This window comes from Mycobacterium ulcerans subsp. shinshuense, assembly GCF_002355775.1.
Classification (GTDB): domain Bacteria; phylum Actinomycetota; class Actinomycetes; order Mycobacteriales; family Mycobacteriaceae; genus Mycobacterium; species Mycobacterium marinum.
Genome location: NZ_AP017624.1, coordinates 1,369,357 through 1,389,985, shown reverse-complemented (window position 1 = coordinate 1,389,985; position 20,629 = coordinate 1,369,357). Strand labels below are relative to the sequence as shown.

Genomic DNA, 20,629 nt, shown 5'->3' with positions numbered 1-20,629 from the left:
CCTGCGCGCTAGCGGAGGGCGTTGGCCGCGTGAGTAGTATCTTCCCCATGGCGACAGCCAGAAGGCGGTTATCCCCCGAGGATCGACGCGCTGAACTGCTCGCCCTGGGGGCGGAAGTTTTCGGCAAGCGACCTTACGACGAGGTCCGCATCGATGAGATTGCGGAGCGCGCCGGGGTTTCGCGCGCGCTGATGTATCACTACTTCCCGGACAAACGGGCGTTCTTCGCGGCGGTCGTCAAGGACGAGGCGGATCGGCTCTACGAGGCCACCAGCATCGAGTCCCCCGTCGGAATGACGATGTTCGAGGAGATCCGCCTCGGCGTGCTGGCCTACATGGCCTACCACCAACAGAACCCGGAGGCCGCCTGGGCCGCCTACGTGGGCCTGGGACGCTCCGATCCGGTTCTGCTGGGCATCGATGACGAGGCCAAGAACCGCCAGATGGAACACATCATGACCCGGATCGGCCAAGTCGTGAGCGGCATTCCGGGCGGCACCGCGCTGGACCAGCATGTCGAGCGTGACCTGCGGGTGATCATCTACGGCTGGTTGGCGTTCACCTTCGAAATCTGCCGCCAGCGGATCATGGACCCCGGCACCGACGCCGACCGCCTCGCCGACGCCTGTGCCCACACGCTGCTGGACGCGATCGCGCGGGTGCCCGAGATTCCCGGCGAGCTCGCCGAGGCGATGGCGACCGCCCGACACACGCCGCAATAGTTTTTGTCGGTGCCCGTTGGCACCATGGCTAGGTGAGCACCGCGCGCCCCGAACCCCTGGGCCCCGAACCCCTGGGGCGGTTCAGCGCGATCACTCGCGAATGGTTCACCAACACCTTCGCCGCGCCCACCCCAGCACAGGCCAGCGCCTGGGCCGCCATCGCGGCCGGCGACAACACGTTGGTGATCGCCCCGACCGGCTCGGGTAAGACGCTCGCCGCGTTCCTGTGGGCCCTGGACAGCCTGGCCCGTTGCCCCGACCGCACGGCCGGCACCCGGGTGCTCTACGTGTCGCCGCTGAAGGCCCTGGCGGTCGATGTGGAGCGCAACCTGCGCACGCCGCTGGCCGGGCTCACCCGGCTTGCCGAACGCCGGGGTCTGCCCCCGCCGCAGATCAGCGTCGGGGTCCGCTCCGGGGACACACCGCCGGCGGTGCGCCGCCAACTCATCACGCGACCGCCCGACGTGCTGATCACCACCCCGGAGTCGCTGTTTCTGATGTTGACCTCGGCCGCACGCGAGACGTTGGCCGGGGTGCAGACCGTCATCGTCGACGAGATCCACGCGATCGCGGCCACCAAGCGCGGAGCGCACCTGGCGCTATCCCTGGAGCGACTCGACCAACTGGCCCCCGATCGCCGCGTCGGGCCCCCCGCGCAGCGCATCGGGCTATCGGCGACCGTACGACCGCCCGAGGAACTCGCCCGGTTCCTGTCCGGATCGGCGCCGCCCACCATCGTCGCCCCGCATTCGGCCAAGACCTTCGACCTCACGGTGCAGGTTCCGGTGGCTGACATGGCCAACTTGGCGAACAACACCATCTGGCCCGATGTGGAGTCTCGGTTGGTCGACCTCATCGAGTCGCACAACTCGACCATCGTGTTTGCCAATTCGCGGCGACTAGCCGAACGGCTCACCGCACGGCTCAACGAGATTCACGCGGAGCGGTCCGGCATGACGCTCCCGTCGGAGGCCAACACGCAGGTCGCCGGCGGCGCCCCGGCCCAGATCATGGCCAGTGGGCAGACCTTCGGCGCTGCGCCCCTGCTGGCCCGGGCCCACCACGGTTCGGTCAGCAAGGAACAGCGCGCCCAGGTCGAGGAGGACCTCAAACGCGGAGCGCTCAAGGCGGTGGTGGCAACCTCGAGCCTGGAACTCGGGATCGACATGGGGGCTGTCGATCTGGTGATTCAGGTGGAAGCACCGCCGTCGGTGGCCAGCGGCCTGCAACGCATCGGGCGGGCCGGCCACCAGGTCGGCGAGGTTTCCCGCGGGGTGCTGTTCCCCAAGCACCGCACCGACCTACTCGGCTGCGCGATCAGCGTGCAGCGCATGCGCACCGGCCAGATCGAGACCATGCGGGTGCCGGCCAACCCGCTGGACATCCTGGCCCAGCACACGGTCGCCGCCGCCGCCCTGGAGCCGCTCGACGCCGATCAATGGTTCGACACCGTGCGCCGCAGCGCTTCCTTCGCCACCCTGCCGCGCAGCGTCTTCGAGGCCACGCTGGATCTGCTGTCGGGCAAGTATCCGTCCACCGAATTCGTCGAGTTGCGCCCACGACTGGTCTACGACCGCGGAACCGGAACGCTGACCGCACGCCCCGGGGCGCAGCGCCTGGCCGTCACCTCCGGCGGCGCCATCCCCGACCGCGGCCTGTTCACCGTCTACCTGGCCAGCGAACCGGAAAAGCCCTCTCGGGTAGGCGAACTCGACGAGGAGATGGTCTACGAGTCCCGGCCGGGTGACGTGATCTCGCTGGGTGCCACCAGCTGGAGAATCACCGAGATCACCCACGACCGGGTGCTGGTGATACCCGCTCCGGGCGAACCCGCTCGGCTGCCCTTCTGGCGCGGTGACGATGTCGGCCGCCCCGCCGAACTGGGCGCCGCACTGGGCGCGCTCACCGGCGAGTTGGCCCGGCTAGACCGCGCGGAATTTGACAAGCGTTGTGCGGGGTTGGGTTTCGACGATTTCGCGACGGACAACCTGTGGGGACTGCTCGACGACCAGAAGACCGCGACCCGGGTGGTACCCACCGACACCACGCTGCTGGTCGAGCGCTTCCGCGACGAGCTCGGCGACTGGCGGGTAATCCTGCACTCGCCCTACGGCCTGCGGGTGCACGGCCCACTAGCGCTGGCAGTCGGCCGGCGACTGCGTGATCGCTACGGCCTCGACGAGAAGCCAACGGCCTCCGATGACGGCATCGTGGTTCGATTGCCCGACACCATTTCCGACACCGGCACCGAAACGCCCCCGGGTGCCGAGCTGTTCCTTTTCGACGCCGACGAGGTCGACGCGATCGTGACCGCCGAAGTGGGCGCTTCGGCGTTGTTCGCCTCCCGATTCCGGGAGTCGGCGGCCCGGGCGCTGCTGCTCCCCCGCCGCCATCCCGGCCGCCGGTCACCGTTGTGGCACCAGCGCCAGCGCGCCGCGCAGCTGCTGGATGTGGCGCGCAAGTACCCCGACTTCCCGATGGTGCTGGAAACGGTGCGCGAGTGTCTGCAGGATGTCTATGACGTTCCGACGCTGACCACCCTGATGACCGACATCGCCCAGCGTCGGGTTCGGGTGGCCGAGACCGAAACCACCAAGCCCTCGCCGTTCGCGGCGTCGCTGCTGTTCGGCTACGTCGGCGCGTTCATGTACGAGGGCGATGTGCCGCTGGCCGAGCGCCGCGCCGCGGCACTGTCACTGGACAGCACGCTGCTGGCCGAGTTGCTCGGCCGCGTCGAGCTGCGCGAGCTGCTGGACCCCGAGGTGATCGCCGCGACCGGCCGCCAATTGCAGCACCTGTGCGCCGATCGGGCCGCCCGCGACGCGGAAGGGGTGGCGGATCTGCTGCGTCTGCTGGGTCCACTAACCGAGGAAGAGGTCGCGGCGCGGTCCGACACCACCGGCGGCACCGACATCGGCGGCTGGCTAGAGGGCCTGCGTGCCGCGCGGCGCGCGCTGTAGGTGTCCTACGCGGGCCGCAGCTGGTGGGTGGCTGTCGAGGACATCGGCCGGCTGCGCGACGGCGTCGGCGCGGCGGTTCCGGTGGGCTTACCGACCGCCTTTACCGAGGCGGTGGCCGACCCGTTGGCCGAGCTGCTGGGCCGCTATGCACGCACCCACCCGCCGTTCACCACCGCCGAGGCCGCGGGCAGGTTCGGCTTGGGGCTGCGGGTGACCGCCGATGTACTGGGCCGGCTGGCCAGCGACGGGCGCTTGGTGCGCGGCGATTTCGTCGCCACCGGGGTCTTTGGCGGCGCGGGGTCCGAGCAGTGGTGCGATGCCGAGGTATTGCGCATCTTGCGGCGCCGTTCGTTGGCCGCGCTGCGGGCCCAGGTTGAGCCGATCAGCACCGCTGCCTACGGGCGTTTCCTACCGGAGTGGCACCAGGTGGGCGGCGCCGACTCGGGCCACGGCGGCATTGACCGGCTGGCATCGGTGATCGATCAGCTCGCCGGCGTGCGGATCCCCGCGTCCGCGCTGGAACCGCTGGTGCTGGCCCCGCGGGTGCGCGACTATTACCCGGCGATGCTCGACGAGCTGCTTGCCACCGGCGAAGTCACCTGGGCGGGCGCCGGATCCATTTCGGGCAGTGACGGTTGGGTGACGCTGCACCTTGCCGATTCGGCTCCGTTGACCCTGGCCGCACCCGCCGAGATCGAGTTCGGCGAAGCCCACCGGGCGATCCTGGACACGCTGGCCGGCGGAGGTGCCTACTTCTTCCGCCAGCTCATCGGCGACATACCGGATGAGGCGGCGATCAAGGCCGCCCTGTGGGAACTGATCTGGGCCGGCCGGGTCTGCGGCGACACGTTCGTGCCGGTGCGGGCATTGCTCGGTGGCGGCGGCCCGGGGAGCCGAAAACGCTCCGCCCCCGCGCATCGCGGACACCGCCCACCCCGGCTCAGCCGATACAGCGTCGCCCATGCCCAGCCCCGTTCCGTCGACCCGACCGTGGCCGGCCGCTGGTCGCTGCTGCCGCCGCCGGAGCCGGACTCGACGGTGCGGGCCCACTACCAAGCCGAGCTGCTGCTGAACCGACACGGTGCGCTGACCAAGGGTACGGTGGCCTCCGAAGGTGTTCCGGGCGGATTCGCGACCCTCTACAAGGTGTTGAGCGCGTTTGAGGATGCCGGGCGATGCCAACGCGGCTACTTCGTCGAGTCGCTCGGTGGTGCGCAATTCGCCGTCGCGGCCACCGTCGACAGATTACGCAGCTACCTCGACGATCCGAGCGCTTTCACCGACAGCCGGCGTCCGCAGTATCAGGCCGTGCTGCTGGCCGCCGCCGACCCGGCCAACCCCTATGGCGCCGCGCTGCCGTGGCCCACTTCGGACGACGACGGTTCCAACGTCGGGGCCCGCCCAGGCCGCAAGGCCGGGGCACTGGTCGTGCTGGTGGATGGCGCCCTGGCCTGGTTCCTCGAACGAGGCGGGCGAACACTGCTGACCTTCACCGACGACCCCGAGGCCAACGCTGCGGCGGCCATCGCGCTGGCCGACCTGGTCGCCACCCGGCGGGTCGGGTCACTATTGGTCGAGCGAATCAACGGAGTGCCGGTGCTACAGGCCGGGGCCGGCCATGCGAGCCTGGCGGTCACCGCCCTGGCCGATGCCGGCTTCCTACGCACGCCTCGCGGTCTGCGGCTTCGGTGAGCCATGCCCGAGGGTGACACCGTCTGGCACACCGCAGCCAGGCTGCGTCAATACCTGGCCGGAAAAACGCTGACCCGCTGTGATATTCGGGTGCCGCGGTTCGCGACCGTGGACCTGACCGGGCAAGTGGTGGAGGAGGTGCAAAGCCGCGGCAAGCATCTGTTCATCCGGACCGCTCTGGTCAGCATTCACTCCCATCTGAAGATGGACGGCAGCTGGCGAGTCGGCGACCGGCCGCCGCGGGTAGACCACCACGCACGAATCATCCTGGAAGCCAACGATATCCGGGCAGTGGGCGTTGACCTGGGCGTGCTGGAGCTGCTGGAGCGCGACAACGAGGGCGCCGTCGTCGCGCATCTGGGGCCCGATCTGCTGGGTGAGGACTGGGATCCACACATCGCGGCCGCCAACCTGGCCGCCGACCCGCATCGTTGCATCGCCGAGGCACTGCTCGATCAACGGGTGCTGGCCGGGATCGGCAACGTTTACTGCAACGAGCTGTGCTTCGTCAGCGGACACCTGCCAACCGCGCCGGTCAGCGACGTTGCCAAGCCGCTGCGCCTGGTTACCCGCGCTCGAGAAATGCTGTGGGCCAACCGGCTGCGCTGGAACCGTACCACCACCGGCGACACCCGCGCCGGTCGGCAGTTGTGGGTCTACGGCAGGGCCGGTCAGCCATGCCGGCGCTGCGCGACCGGCATCGAGCGCCAAGGGCCTGACGGCTCCAGCGAGCGGGTGCGGTACTGGTGCCCGGCCTGCCAACGCTGAGCCGGCGATCCCAGCTACTCGCGGGCGTGGGTCACGAAGAATTGGACAATCGCCTCCGACCCGTCGAATGCGCGGGTGGTGGCCCCGATGACCGGCTTGGGCAGGTACTGCCTGCTGCCCGGCCAGGTGTGCCCGCCGTTGCCGATCTGGTAGAAGATCACTTCCGTGCCGGGGGCGCACGCGGTGGAATCGAAGCGCAGCACCACCGTTGAATCCCCGGCTTCGGGCAACTCTGCTACCGCTGGTTTGCCTTGGCACTCATCGACTGCCCGCCAGCGCTCGATCATGCTCGCGGCCGAGATGGCGCGGCTCAGCCCGCCGCGCCCGCGCACCTTGCCTCCCTTGAAGGGCACCACCCGATCTCCGGTACCGTGCGCCGCCAACACCGACACCGGGCGGGACGGATTGCACGGCACACCCACGCCCAGCGTGCCGGCGATCGGAGCGATCGCCGCGAATACGTCCGCGCGGTCACACGCCAGGCGGTTGGACATGAATCCCCCGTTGGACATCCCGGTGGCGAAGACGTGCCCGGCCGGCACCCCAAAGTCCTTCTGTACCTTGCCCACTAGGGCCACCAGGAAGCCGATGTCATCGAGGTGGCGCCGGTCGGCCGGTGCGGCCCCCCGCCCGTCGGCCCAGCTCTTGTCGTAGCCGTTGGGATACACCACCAGCAAGTTGTTCGCGTCGGCCGCGGAGTCGAAGTCGGTGAGGCGTTGCTGTCCGGCGCCGCTGGAGCCGCCACCATGCAGATTGAGTACCAGCCCAGTCGGCGGACCGGGCGGCACGTGCAGGATGTAGGTCCGCTTGAGACCGCCGAACGCAAACATTCCGGCCTCGTTTCGCGCGCGGGGCACCGAGGTTTGTTGTTCACCGCACCCCACCAGGCATAGCGCCAGAACCAGCAGTGATAGCCAGCGCACCGCGAGCATGACGCAAAGTTACCGTCCGCTGCCCCAACGTGCTTGACGGCCTCCCCGCCGTTCAGCCCGCCGATGGCGGTCGGGGCATGAACGTCCCCTTGAGTTCCAGGCCGTATTCGAGGTCTTCGTACTTCTGCTGCTTGCGCTTGCGCCAACCGCTGCCCGCCGAGATCGGCGGTGGCATCAGCGGTGGCAGCATCGGAAACCCGGACTCCGCGGTCCCGAGCGGTGATGCCACCGACGCGAGTTGCACCGGCGTCTGGGCGGCTGGCAACAGCCCGGCCGCAGCGGGTGGTGCGGTGAGGTTGCCTATCGGCATGCCGACCCCCAACGCGGCCGTCGGCGCCGCCGCGGCGCCGACACCTTCCACCGCGCTGGACAAGGTGGCCGCCGACTCCCCCAGCGCCGACTCACCTTCCGACAGTCCCTCGGCGATGTCGGGGGCCACCGACGTCAACGCCTGCGCCGAGGTGTTCTGTGCCAGGTAGCTGAGCAGGTTGACCGGAAAACCGGACGACACAAATTGATTGGCATAGGTGTTCGCCAATCCAAACCAGCCGCTGTTGGGATCGATAGAGGTCAGCGACTGCAATACATCAAGCGGGGAGGCGGCCGAAACGGGAGCCGCGGCCGCCGCGGCCACGTTGGCTCGAGTGGCCGGGCCGGTCAGATCGGGCGTCGACAGCGGCGAAGAGAACTGCGGTAATGCGACAGCTTGTACCGAGGCCGCCTCGTAGCGACACATGGCCGCAGAGTTGTTCACCCACATGCCCTCGTACTGGGCTTCGGTCTCGACGATGGCCGCAAGGTTTCGGCCCAGTCGGTTGGTGGCCAACAACTGCGCCAGCGCAATCCGGTTGGCCCTGACCTCCGAGGGGTGCACCACGGTCGCCAGCGTGGAGCCAAATGCGGCCGCGGCGACCTGCGCCGATGCCGCCAGTTGCTGGCCCTGTTGGGCGGTGGCTCGCAGCCAGGTGAGATACGGGCTGATGGCCCCAACCATCGCCGCCGAGGACGGGCCGCGCCAGACATCGGTCAACACGGACAACACCGGATCGTGAGCGCGAACGGATTCCTCCAAATCGGCGCCCAGCCGCTGCCACGCATCGGCGGCCTCAATCAGTGATTCGGGACCGGGCCCCGAGTGGATCAACGCCGAGGTCATCTCCGGGGGCATCGCGATGAAGTCCATGACATCACCTTGACTACGCGAGAAAATTTTCCGGAACATCGCGTAGACGACGGCGGGAAATGCCTTGGAACATTGCGCGTCACCGTCAGGCGATGGCACTGACGGCGCGCGACAATCGCGACTTGAATTCGTCGGGAATCGGCACGTATCCGGTGCCCGCAAGGGCATTCTGGCCGGCACCGACCGAGCTCTGCAGAAACGCTTTGACAGCCATTGCGACCTGCGCATCGGGGTACTTCGAGCACACGATCTCATAGGTCGCCAGCACGATCGGGTAAGCGCCCGGTTGGTTTGGCCGGTAGAACGAGAGGGTATCGAAAGCCAGATCGTTGTCCTCCCCGACAAACCAGGCAGCCGAAATCGTCTTTCCCACCGACTCTTCGCTGATCGCTACCGGAGCGGGCCCGGCCGAGGTGATGATCTTGGCCATGTCGAGATGCTGCTCACGAGCGAACGACCATTCCACATAGCTGACCGCCCCTTCGGTGCTGCTGACGACGGCGGCGGCGCCGGCGTTGCCCTTGGCGCCCTCCCCCACGCCGCCGTTGAAATGCTTGCCGGCACGCTTGCCCCACCCACCGTTGGAAGCGCTATCGAAGTATCGCTGGAAGTTGTCCGTGGTGCCGGACCCGTCGCTGCGGAAGACGACGCGAATGGGTTCGGTGGGCAGGTCGGCGCCCGGATTGAGTGCTTCGATCGCGGGATCGTGCCAGTTGGTGATGCTGCCGTTGAAGATCCTGGCCGCGGTGGGGCCGTCCAGGTTCAGCGATGTCAGACCGTTGACCCGGTAGGCGATGGCAATCGGGCCGAACACCAGTGGCAGATTCCAGACGGGCGAGCCGCAGCGTTGCTCGGCCTGGGTGTGCTCGTCGCTGTTCAGCGGCGAATCCGAGCCCCCGAAATCGGTCTGGCCGCGGATGAATTCGCTAATCCCGGCGCTTGAGCCGTCGGCCGTGTAGTTCAACGACTGACCGGGGCAGGCTTGCTCGAAGGAACGGACAAACCGGATCATGGCGTTTTCCTGGGCGGTGGAACCACTGGCCGCCAGAGTCCGCTTGCCGCCGCAGGTCACTTGCGCCGAAGTGGTTCCCGGCGCCGCGCTTTTGCCGGCGACGTTGTTGTCACCCGAACATCCCGAAAGTATCGATGCGCCGAGGGCCAATACGCTCACCGCGGCGCCAAATCGATTGAATCTCACTTCAATTCCTTGCAACGATGAAATGATCGCCGTCGGCATGGTCGCGGCCAGCCAGACACATCGTAACAAGATCTCCGATGCAAAGATCGGCTCCGGCGAAGCCGCAACGGGGCCGCATTCGCAAATTCAGCCACAGTTTGCGACCGGTACACGCTCCCGAAAGACGGCCGACATCACCGCGCCCGGATGGCCAACTACAACCTGTTGCGGGTATGGCGGCCGAGGGCCGAAGGGCTCTTCTCGGCGGGGAGGTTCCAGCAATGAGGAGCAGCAGAACGCGTGCCCTGGTCTTGGTGGTCGCGCTGGTCGGGCTCACGGAGTTGGCCACCGCGACCGCGCACGCCGATGCGGTGGATGACGCCTTCTTGAACGCCGTGAGGTCCCACGGCATCAACTTCGCATCGCCACAAGCCGCGATCATGGCCGGTCACCAGGTGTGCAATGCGCTCGATTCCGGCAGGCAGAAGTCCGATGTCGCTGGTGACGTGGCGGCCAGCAGCAGCCTGGACGGCTACCGTGCCGGCTACTTCGTCGGCGTGAGCATTGCCGCGTACTGCCCCAGGCATCACTCCCAGGCCTAAGCGTCGGGCGAGCGTCTCGGGCTAGCCGGCAGCACCCTGACCCACGGCTTGGATCGAGGCATGCTCATGCAACGCCTTCTCCGCGTCAGGATGGACGGGTTTGAGGTCGAAGACGACCTCTTTTACCGTGCCTCTGAACATGTACAGCGCCTTGTCCTCGTAGTCCCGGTCGACGACCAGGCCGTTGTCGCGACCGACATCCAGCCCGGCATAGGACGTGAAGGCCAGCGTCACGGTTTGCGGCAACTCGCCCTCGCCGATCAGACGGTCGTTGGCCCACAACGTCACCCGGCCACCGGAGCCGACCACGGGCGCTTCGGATTCGAACAACATCCGGACCGTGACATCGCCGGTGGGGACGGGTTCGGTGGACACCTGCCGGTGGGTCTCGATGCCGAGGAACGAATAGGTGTGGTGCAACCGCCGCTGTTCGTCTACCCATAACGCGAACCCACCCATGAAGTCGGCGTTGGCCACGATCACCCCTTCGGCACCGCCATCGGGGATGTGCAGCCGTGCTTCGATCGCGTAGGAGCGCCCGAAGACGCGCGGCACCATGCCACGCTGGATGTTCTGCACGCCGCCCTGGAAGGCGAACCGGGTGATGGTGGGCAGCGGCGGTAGCTCGCCGTACATCACCGCGAGCCCGCCGAGCAGCGGCAGCACCCGATTGCGTTCGGCTTCCTGCCACCACAGCTCACGTAGCTCGGCCAGTTTGTCCGGATGCTCGGCCGCCACATTTCTGGCCTGAGAGAAATCGTCGGGCAGGTAGTAGAGCTCCCAGACATCCTTCTCCGGGTCGTAGTTGCCGGGCGAAAAGCGCGCCATGGTCTGCGGAGACAGGTCCCACGGCGCCTTGTCCAACCGGGCACACGCCCACCAGCCGTCCTGGTAGATGGAGCGGCTGCCGAAGTTTTCGAAGTACTGCACGGTATGACGTTCTTCGGCCTGCGCGTCATCGAAGGTGTGCACGAAGCTGGTGCCGTCCATCGGTTCCTGCTCGAAGCCATCGACACTGGTGGGCTCCGGTAAGCCGATGGCCTGCAACACAGTTGGCGCGATATCGATGCAGTGGGTGAACTGGCTTCGAATACCGCCTTCGCGCGGGATCCGGCTGGGCCAGCAGACCACCATCGGGTCCCGGGTGCCGCCGAGGTGGCTGGCCATCTGCTTGCCCCACTGGAACGGCGTGTTGTTGGCGTGCGCCCACGCGCTGGCGAAATGCGGTGCGGTGAACTCGTCGCCGAGCGCCTCGATGCCACCGTATTGTTCGATGAGCTCCAGCTGCCGCTCGGCATCGAGATCCAGGCCGTTGAGGAACGTCACCTCGTTGAACGATCCGGTGTTGGTGCCCTCCATGCTGGCGCCGTTGTCGCCCCAGATGTAGAAGACCAGCGTGTTGTCCGATTCACCGAGACCGTCGATCGCGTCGAGCAGCCTGCCCACGTTCCAGTCCGCGTTCTCGGAGAACCCGGCGAACACTTCCATCTGTCGGGCGAAGAGCTTCTGTTGCGCCTCCGACAAGCTGTCCCAGGCCGGGAACAGGTCGGGACGCTCGGTCAGTTCGGCGTCGGGCGGAATGATCCCGAGCTCCTTCTGGCGCTCGAATGTCTTTTGCCGATACACATCCCAGCCCTCGTCGAACTGGCCCTGGTATTTGTCGGCCCACTCTTTGAACACGTGGTGCGGTGCATGTGTGGCGCCGGTCGAGTAGTACAACAGCCACGGCTTGGTCGCGTTCTGCGCCCGTACGGTGTGCAGCCACTCGATGGCCTTGTCGGTGAGGTCGTCGGGGAAGAAATAGGGCTTCCCGTCGTCCCCCTGCGGTATGCCCAGCACGGAGTTGTCCTGGGTGATGATCGGGTCATACTGGCCGGCCGCACCCGACGGGAATCCCCAGAAATGGTCAAACCCCCAACCCAGCGGCCAGTTGTCGAATGGACCCGCCGCTCCCTGAACGTTGTCCGGGGTCAGATGCCATTTACCGAAAGCGCCGGTCACATAACCGTTGTCGCGCAGGATACGCGGTAGCGCTGCGCAGCTGCGCGGCTTGACCGTCGAATAGCCGGGGTAGGGGCCGGGCAACTCGCACACCGATCCAAAGCCGACCCGATGATGGTTGCGGCCGGTCAGTAGCGCGGCACGAGTCGGCGAGCAGATCGCGGTGAGATGAAAGCGGTTGTAGGCCAGACCATTGTTCGCCACCCGCGACAGCGTCGGAGTTCTGATGCCGCCTCCGAAGGTATCCGGTCCCCCGAATCCGGCGTCGTCGATGAGCACGATGAGCACGTTGGGTGCATCGTCGGGGGCGTTGGCGCCCGCGACGATCGTCCAGTGGCCGACCGACTCCGCCATGGTGCGGCCGATGGTGCCACCGAAGCTGCGCTGCGGGATCGGCAGTTTGGTGCGGTCCGGATTGAACTTGCCCATCGCTTCCTGCAGCGCCGCACCCAGGCTCCGCATCGTCGACCGGCTCAATTCGGCAACCGATTTCATCGGCGAGCCCGACAACGTCTGCTCCACCGGCAACCGGCCCTGCGCCGGCGTCACGGCGATGACCACCGCGCTGCCCGCCGACAACGCCTGCCCGATCTTGTCGGCCAGGCCGCTCTTGACCCGGTGCTGGATGAAGGTGCCCGCCAGCGCGCCGGCCGCCGCACCCACCGCCGTCGACGCCAGCAGCGCCGGCGAGAAGAGGCCGACCGCCAGCCCCGCGCCGGCCCCCCAGGCGGCCCCACGGCGGCCGAGACGGTTGCCGGTATCGATCAGGACGGGATTGCCCTCATTGTCCTTGCCGACCAGCACCGCGCCTTGCAGCGGCAGAGTCTTGGCGTTGGCCCGACCGGTCAGATTCTCGAAATCGTGTTGAGTCGCATCCAGATCCTGGTACCCGGCGACGATGACCAGTGTGTTTTCTTCACTCATGAGGCACTCCCGGTGGTTGGCTCATATTTCTCGGGGACTGACGGACTCGCGGCGCGAGCCGGACAGCGGATCCTCGAACTCGATGCGCTGAGCCACCAGGCTCAGCGGCGAGCTGAAGTCGCTAAGGTCATGTGGCTACTCGGGTATCACGTTGGGGTACAGGGGATCCCCGAAGATCGGCAGGCCAAGCGAGGCCATGTGCACCCGCAGCTGGTGGGTGCGCCCGGTCCGCGGGGTCAACCGGTACAGGCCCTCGGGTGAGATCAGCTCCACCAGCGTTTCCGCATTGGGCTCACCGGGCTCGCAGACCGCCTGCAAGTGGCCCCGCCGCTTGACGATGCGGCTGCGGATAACCCGCGGGAATGCCAGGTCAGCATCGACCGCGGCCCGGGCCAGGTAGGTCTTGCGTACCGCACCCCGGGCAAACAGCGTCTGATATCGCCCGCGCAACTCGCGCCGGGTGGTGAACAGCAACACCCCGGCCGTCAGCCGATCGAGCCGGTGCGCCGGGCTCAGCTCGGGCAACCCGAGCTCGCAGCGCAACCGCACCAGCGCGGTTTGCGCGACGTGGCGACCCCGCGGCATGGTTGCCAGAAAGTGCGGCTTGTCGGCGACCACGATGTCCTCCTCCTGGTGGAGCACCGGCATCTCGAAGGGCACCGGCACTTCTTCGGGAAGATCACGGTAGAGGTACACATGCGATCCGGGCTCCGCCACCGTCGCGGTATCGACGATGGCGCCTGCCGCGTCGACCACCTCGCCGGCCAGCACCTTTGCGCGGGCGGCCGCGCCGAACCGTTCGCTCAGCTCGGCCAGCACCGGCCCACCGTGCAGTCGTACCCGCGCCGGCCCCAAAGCGTCGCGGACGCGCAGCCGTGCGGGCTTCACAGCGGTCCTCCTAGCCGGGTGGCGACGTCGCCGGTGGGAGACTACCGACCCAGCCGAGCATAGGGGCCCTAACGGCAAAGTTTGCGCCGTCGCGTCCGGGGTTGGCGCTGCGGACTCCTTGGGTTCATTCACCCAAATGCCGGACGGACTGGTGCTGGGCGCGCCCTTGAACGCAAAACACCATGTCCCGCATGTGATTCGGGATCAGAGCCAGTCGCGACGGCGGAACATCACGTAGAGCAACGCCATCAGGACCACGATCACGTTGGTACTGGCGAGGAAACCCGCTAGCGTTCCGAAGCCCGGGTAGGGAACGTTCTGGCCGTAGAAGCCCGTGATCGCGGTTGGCACCGCGATGATGGCCGCCCATCCGGTCAGCTTCTTCATGACGGCGTTGAGCCGGGCGTCCTGCAGCGAGAGGTTGGTTTCGAAAATGGTTGAGATCATGTCGCGTAACGACTCTGTCCACTCCGAAACCCGAAGCACGTGGTCATACAGATCGGCGTAGAGCGGGTCGAGTTCCCGGGCGGCCTCAACGTGCAGGCGGTGATGCTGCAGGGAGTTGACCACTTCGCGCATCGGTAGCGCGATGCGCCGCAGGTTGACCAGGTCTCTGCGGATCTGAAAGGTTCGGCGCTGAAAGCTCCCCCGTGGCGAGTTGTTTTCGAACAATTCGTCTTCAATCGCCTCGATGCAGTCATCGAGGGCTTCCACCGCCGCGAAGTGACTGTCGACCACCACGTCAAGCAAACCGTGCACCAATGCACCCACGCCGTACTGTTGCCCGCCGATCTCATCCCAGCGCCGGGTGACTTGGGTGATGTCGAAATCCGGCGTCAGCCGCACGGTGATCAACCCCTGACCGAGCACGAACGCCGAAATCCGGCGCATCGACAACATCGGCGCAGTGTCTTCGCCCAGGCCGCCGACCACACCGGCGTCTTAGACGGTGAAGAAGGTGTGGGTCACATAGGCGGTCGACTTGACCCGCTCCGCCGCCGCCACCGCGTCTTCGACGGCCCAGTGGTTCAGGCGGAGTTTTTCGGCCAGGTCGCTCAACGTGTCATGGTCCGGATTGCACAAATCGGCCCAGACCAGGGTGTTCTCCTCGCTGAGGTACTCAGCGATCTTGTCGAAATCGAACTCATCCTGGAGCTGCCCAGACCGCCACACGCGGCCCCGGACACTCGGCGCTACCTGCACGAGGTCATCTTGTCAGCCCAGAGCAGATGCGGCGCGCCGACCTAATACGTGGATATCTCGTCCTCGGAAGGCAGTACCCCGGTGACCATGAAGATGACGCGGCGCCCGACCTCCACCGCATGGTCGGCGAAGCGTTCGTAGAAACGGGCCAACAGTGCGGTTTCCACACCCGTGGCGACCCCGTATTTCCATTTCTGGTCAATCAGCACACCGAGCAGGCGCCGATGCAGATCGTCCATCGCATCATCTTGGTCGTGCAGCAACGCGGCCTTCTTCGGGTCACGGGTCAGCAGCACCTGTTTTGCGCTGTCCCCCAACGCGATTGCCACCTTGGCCATCTCGGCGAAGCAGCCGCGGACTCCCTCGGGAAGCACCTGCTTGGGATACTCCACCTGGGCGATCTTGGCGATGTGTACCGCCAGCGCACCCATCCGCTCGGTATCGGCGATGATCTGCGCGGCGCTGAAGACCGACCGCAACTCGCTGACCACCGGCTGCTGCAACGCCAGCAACGCCAACGCGTCTTTTTCGATTTTCGCGCGCATCGCCACGATCTGCTCGTGGTCGGCGATCACCTGGTCGGCGGCCACCGCATCGGCCTCCAACAGGGCTTGGGTCGCACGCTTCATCGCCAACCCGGCCATGCCACACATCTCTCCTAGTCGCGCGGCCAGATCGGCGAGCTGCTCGTGGTAGGCGGTCCGCATGGGTAGAACCTCTCTAGGCGTGAATTTCCGGGTAGTGCCACCGCGGAGTCGACAGGGCCATCATGGACCAGGCGGCGCCCGCAGACATGAGATTGCGAGCCAAATTTTTCAACCCGCGCGGTCACCGTCGCGCGACTTGCGCTAGTGACGAAAGACCCGCGGATCCGGGCCTGAATGGCTCCTGCGCATGTCGTCGCGCCCGACTAGTGTTCCCAGTGAGAGCAGCGGCGCTAACGCATTCGAGTGTGGTGCGACCGGGGAGGCTGCCAGACCGCTCGGAAGTTCTTGACAGACCAATCGGGAATCGGTGCTAGGTAACGTGAACAACTCGATCACGCGGTATCTGCCCGGTTTCGGCCTGGTGACGGCGCCGCTGCGGGCGGGAGCCCTGCTGGCGGCCACCGCCGGCAGCACGGCTCTGCTGGGCGGCAACGTTGCGGCCAGCATCGGAAAGTCCTTGGCCCGCGCCACCCCCGATGTGCCGGCCTTGGCCCGGGCGGCGGCGGGCGTGGCGGTCGAGGCGATGGGCGGCCCACCGGCACGGCGCTGCAGCACCAATGGTCGGCGCCGCTGGATCGAGGTGCGCGGCTTGAGCGGCGACGACGCCGCGGCCATCGCCGGCGACGTACTGGCGGCCGTGCGCCAGACACCGGGCGTGCACACCGCATTCCTCAATCGCACCCTGGCACGGCTGGTGGTCACGTTGGATGCCGAGGCCGAGGGGCCCTCGACGGCGCAACTGTGCCGGATCGTCGCCGCTGCCGAGCGGCGCCATCGGACCCGGACAACCGGGCAGCAGCCGACCGGCCTGCCGGGCGACGACGTGGTGCTGATGGGCCGCATGATCGCGGCCGGGGCCGCCACCATGGGCCTTGGCCTTTCGCTGACCGGCAGCCTGCTGCGGCTGCCCCGATTGCCCGACTTGGTCGCGGTACCCCCGACGCTGATCGACCACCTGCCCCGGCTACGGCGTGAACCGGAAAAGCGGCTCGGGCCGGAGGGCACCGACGTCCTGTTCGGCGTCGTCAATGCCACCACGGCCGCATTGACGCTGTCGCCGACGGCCGCCGCCGCCGAAGCCGCCACCCGGGCGATGCTCGCCGCCGAGGCGTGGAACGGCCGGTCCACCTGGTTTCGGCACGAGCCGCGCCTGGGCAGCTACGCCACCCCGGACGCTACCGCGGCAACACCAAAGCGCATCTCGAGTCCGCCCGATGCACCCGCGGAACGCTACGCCAACCGGATCGGTTTGACCGGTCTCGGCGCCGCCGCCGTGGTCGGGTTGTTGTCACGTAACCCGGACGCGGCCGGCGCCGCCGCCCTGGCCGCGGTCCCAAAGCCGTTGCGCACCGTGCGCGAAGCGTTCGGCTACGCATTGAGCAACGGCCTGACCTCCCAGCACGACGCGCTGGTGCTGCGCCCCCGCGCCCTGCGGGCACTCGACCGGGTCGACGCGATCATGATCGATCCGCGCGCCCTCTACACCGACGAGTTGACGGTCAGCCGCGTCTTGGGAGTACAGAATTCGGCGCGCGGCAAGGCCTGGGAGGCGGTCGCGGCCGCCCTCGACGACCAACGGCTGGCCCCCGGATGGCACCACCTGGCTGACATCCCGGGAGCCGGGCGGACCGGCCGGGCCCTGATCAGCCCCGTTCGCGACCCATACGCGGCCGCGGTGACCACCGAAGCACGCCGCGCGCGCCCTCGGGTCTTTTCCCTGGAGGATGACGGATTACGTTCTCTGGCGCAAGGATTCGACCACCTTTATCCCTCGGCCGAGTCGATCGACGATGCGATGGCGGCCGCGCTTGCCGAGCTGAAAGCCGGTGGGGCCACGGTGGCGCTGTTGACCACCTCGGCGCTGCAGGCCGAGCACCGGTCCGACGTCACCATCGGGGTGCTCCGGGCGCGCCATCCGCCGCCGTGGGGCGCCGATGTCCTGGTTTCGGACCTGACCGGCGCCTGGCGGGTGCTGCACGCGCTGCCGGCGGCGCGCACCGCCACCGACAGCGCCATCCGCCTGTCGGCGTCGGCTTCGGCGATCGGCGCGCTGATGCTGATTCCCAGTGTGCCGGGGCGCGGTTCGGCGTCGGTCAATGTCGGCATGGCGGTCAGCCTGTATCTGGGATTCCGCTCGGGCACCAAGGTTTTTCACGATACGGTGCCGGAGCCCGAAGCCGGCCACGACTGGCACAGCCTGCCCATCGCGGAGGTGCGGCGGCTGCTGCCGCGTCCGGCCGAAGAAGACCGTCGTGACGCGGAGAACCGATGGGAGAAGTTGCCGCCGATTCGGATGGTGCACCGCGGCACCGCCGCATCGTTGCGCCTGGTTCGTGATTTCGCCGCCGAGATGCGCGACGATCTGTCCGATCCGATCACCCCGATGCTGGCCACCGGCGCCGCCGCCAGCGCATTGCTGGGTTCTCCGCTGGATGCCTTCCTGGTCAGCAGTGTGCTGTTGCTCAATGCCGCGCTGTCGGCCGAGCAGCAACTGCACGCCGAGCGCATCCTGAATCGCTTACTGGCAGTGCAGGATCCACCCGCGCGGCGACGACTTGGCCCGCTCGACGACCAGCGCCGCGAGAAGGTTCCGGCCAAGCGGCTGCGTCCGGGCGACATCATCGAAGTCCACACCGACGAGGTGGTGCCCGCCGACGCCCGGCTGTTGCACGCATCCAGTGTCGAGGTCGATGAGTCGACGTTGACCGGCGAGTCGCTGCCGGTCTCCAAGCAGACCGAGCCCACCCCGGGCGCCCCGCTGGCCGAGCGGGCCTGCATGCTCTATGCCGGCACCACGATGGTGGCGGGCACGCCGGTGGCCGTGGTCACCGCAGTCGGTTCGCGTTCGGAGATGCGCCGGGCGCTGGCGATGGCCCCGCGCAAGTCCCGGGAAATCGGCCTGCAGCGGCAGTTGAGCCGAATCACCCGGCGCGCGTTGCCGTTCAGCGTCGCCAGCGGGGGCCTGGTCGGGCTGCTCAGCATGTCGCGCGGCACTCCGCTGCGAGAGGCGGTGGCCAGTGCGGTCACCCTGGTCGTCGCGGCAGTGCCGGAAGGCTTGACGCTGGTGGTGACGCTGGCCCAGCTCGCTGCGGCGCGCCGGCTCACCGGCGAATCCGTGCTGATCCGCAATGCCCACTCGATCGAAGCGCTCGCCCGGTTGAACGTGGTGTGCTTCGACAAAACCGGAACGCTGAGCGAGAACCGGCTGAAGGTCAAAACGGTGCGCCCGGCGCCGGGTTTCACCCCGGGGCAGGTGTTGGATGCCGCGCTGAGCACCACCTACTCCAGGCACACCCACCGGGTTGAGCATGCCACCGACGACGCGATATTCCAGGCCGCCGACGACCCCGCGGTTCGCGGCGACGGTTCCCAGCCGCAACCGCGGCTCTCCCGTGACGCGTTCCTGCCGTTCCAGTCGGGCCGCCCGTTTGCCGCCGCCCTGGCCGGGACCCGACTGACCATCAAGGGCTCACCGGAGGTGCTCTCGGCGGCGCTGCGGCGGGCCCCCGAGGCCGCCGCGGACCCCTTCACCAAGCAGATCGACGAGATGGCCACCGGTGGCCTGCGGGTGCTGGCGGTGGCCGAGCGTCAGCTGCGCCCCGAGCAAGCCACCGCGGCCGCCGCCGATCCCGATCTGCTGGAATCCCTGTGCCAGTCCGAACTCACGCCGGTCGGTCTGCTGGGCCTGGCCGACACTCCCCGGCCGACGGCCCAGTCCGTGCTCAATGGGCTCGCCGACCGCGATATCGGGGTCCGCCTGATCACCGGCGACCACCCCGCCACCGCCACCGCAACCGCCCAGGAGCTCGGACTGGACGTCACCGACTCCGAGGTGATCACCGGCGCCGAATGGGAAGCGCTGTCGGCCGACCAGCGGGCCACGGTGGTCGCATCACGGCTGGTCTTTGCCCGGATGTCGCCCGAACACAAGGTGGAGGTGGTGCAGGCTCTCGAGCGCGCCGGGCTGGTTACCGCGATGGTCGGCGACGGGGTCAACGACGCCGCCGCGATCCGAGCGGCCAGCGTGGGTATCGGGATGGCCGCCCGCGGCAGCGATGCGGCCCGGACGGCGGCCGATGTGGTGCTGTTGGACGGACGGATCGACGCGCTGCTGGAGGCTCTCGACGAAGGCCAACAGCTGTGGCGTCGCGTGCATTCGGCGGTCTCGGTGCTGTTGGGCTGCAACCTCGGCGAGGTGTCGTTCGCGCTGATCACCACGCTGCTGACCGGCTGCTCGGTGTTCAATGCGCGGCAGATGCTGCTGGTCAACATGCTTACCGATGCGCTGCCGGCGGCGGCGTTGGCCGTCAGTCCCCAAACCAGCAACGTCGAGGTGGAACGCGACGAGGCGGCCATGTGGCGAGCGATCGGGATACGCGGCGCCTCCACCACGACCGGCGCCATGCTGGCGTGGCTGATGGCCAGCGCGACCGGCACCCGGCGCCGGGCGGCGACGGTCGCGCTGATCGGTTTGGTCGGCACGCAACTCACGCAGACCGTGGCCGACTCGCACGGCCCGCTGGTGGTGCTGACCACGGTCGGGTCCTTCGGGGTGCTCGTGGTGGTGGTGACCACCCCGGGCCTCAGTCACCTGTTCGGTTGCACCCCGGTGGGCCCGTTGGCCTGGGGTCAGGCGCTGCTGGCCGCCGCGGTGGCGGGTTCGGCGTCGGTCATCGCACCCGAACTGCTCATGCGGGTGTCGCGGCAAGCTCAGCGCCTAATCAGCGTCACCGCCGATGGGCAGGCAACGGTGCAGGAACGCGAAGCCGGGGCGCCCACGTAACCAAATGTTCGTTCAGCCGCTACCCCGACGTCGAGCTTTCGAGTCGCAGGGCGTTCCCTACGCCCGTAGTTTTTGATTCGGGGTCCG

9 protein-coding genes and 3 pseudogenes are annotated in these 20,629 nt (G+C 67.8%); 5 read left to right on the top strand and 7 right to left on the bottom strand.

Annotated features, from left to right (window positions below; all coding sequences use genetic code 11):
• The first annotated feature begins 47 nt into the window (after positions 1 to 47).
• The 3 genes and pseudogenes from SHTP_RS06405 to nei2 all read left to right on the top strand — a co-directional run bounded on the left by SHTP_RS06405 (position 48) and on the right by nei2 (position 6,142).
• Positions 48 to 722: a TetR/AcrR family transcriptional regulator gene (locus SHTP_RS06405; RefSeq protein WP_096370099.1), complete on the top strand. Its 675-nt coding sequence runs from the start codon at positions 48 to 50 to the stop codon at positions 720 to 722.
• Between the two features lie 32 nt (positions 723 to 754).
• Positions 755 to 5,374 (top strand): annotated as a pseudogene (locus SHTP_RS06400) (ATP-dependent helicase).
• 3 nt (positions 5,375 to 5,377) lie between these two features.
• A complete protein-coding gene (gene nei2, locus SHTP_RS06395; RefSeq protein WP_011740593.1) occupies positions 5,378 to 6,142 on the top strand; it encodes an endonuclease VIII Nei2 in 765 nt (254 codons plus the stop codon).
• A gap of 14 nt (positions 6,143 to 6,156) precedes the next feature.
• Here nei2 and SHTP_RS06390 read toward each other — a convergent pair whose 3' ends face one another.
• From SHTP_RS06390 to pstS, 3 genes are all read right to left on the bottom strand, one after another.
• Positions 6,157 to 7,074: a CE1 family esterase gene (locus tag SHTP_RS06390; protein ID WP_096370098.1), complete on the bottom strand. Its 918-nt coding sequence runs from the start codon at positions 7,072 to 7,074 to the stop codon at positions 6,157 to 6,159.
• A gap of 52 nt (positions 7,075 to 7,126) precedes the next feature.
• On the bottom strand, positions 7,127 to 8,257 hold the full coding sequence (locus SHTP_RS06385) for a PPE family protein (protein WP_096372350.1): 1,131 nt from the start codon (positions 8,255 to 8,257) through the stop codon (positions 7,127 to 7,129).
• An 85-nt stretch (positions 8,258 to 8,342) separates the two neighbouring features.
• On the bottom strand, positions 8,343 to 9,455 hold the full coding sequence (gene pstS, locus SHTP_RS06380) for a phosphate ABC transporter substrate-binding protein PstS (protein ID WP_096372349.1): 1,113 nt from the start codon (positions 9,453 to 9,455) through the stop codon (positions 8,343 to 8,345).
• Positions 9,456 to 9,715: 260 nt separating this feature from the next.
• Between pstS and SHTP_RS06375 the strand changes: the two genes are divergently transcribed.
• Positions 9,716 to 10,036 (top strand): DUF732 domain-containing protein, encoded by a 321-nt coding sequence (locus SHTP_RS06375; protein WP_012393111.1) that lies wholly within the window; start codon positions 9,716 to 9,718, stop codon positions 10,034 to 10,036.
• 21 nt (positions 10,037 to 10,057) lie between these two features.
• Here SHTP_RS06375 and SHTP_RS06370 read toward each other — a convergent pair whose 3' ends face one another.
• The 4 genes and pseudogenes from SHTP_RS06370 to phoU form a co-directional block, all read right to left on the bottom strand.
• The gene (locus SHTP_RS06370) at positions 10,058 to 12,961 is read right to left on the bottom strand and encodes an arylsulfatase (RefSeq protein ID WP_096370097.1); all 2,904 of its coding nucleotides are present in this window, start codon (positions 12,959 to 12,961) and stop codon (positions 10,058 to 10,060) included.
• 21 nt (positions 12,962 to 12,982) lie between these two features.
• A pseudogene (locus tag SHTP_RS06365) lies at positions 12,983 to 13,849 on the bottom strand (pseudouridine synthase).
• Positions 13,850 to 14,053: 204 nt separating this feature from the next.
• A pseudogene (locus SHTP_RS06360) lies at positions 14,054 to 15,052 on the bottom strand (magnesium transporter CorA family protein).
• Between the two features lie 41 nt (positions 15,053 to 15,093).
• Positions 15,094 to 15,759 (bottom strand): phosphate signaling complex protein PhoU, encoded by a 666-nt coding sequence (phoU, locus tag SHTP_RS06355; protein ID WP_096370096.1) that lies wholly within the window; start codon positions 15,757 to 15,759, stop codon positions 15,094 to 15,096.
• A gap of 319 nt (positions 15,760 to 16,078) precedes the next feature.
• Between phoU and SHTP_RS06350 the strand changes: the two genes are divergently transcribed.
• Entirely contained in the window at positions 16,079 to 20,542 is a 4,464-nt protein-coding gene (locus SHTP_RS06350) for a cation-translocating P-type ATPase (protein ID WP_096370095.1), read from the top strand.
• Positions 20,543 to 20,629: the final 87 nt, after the last annotated feature.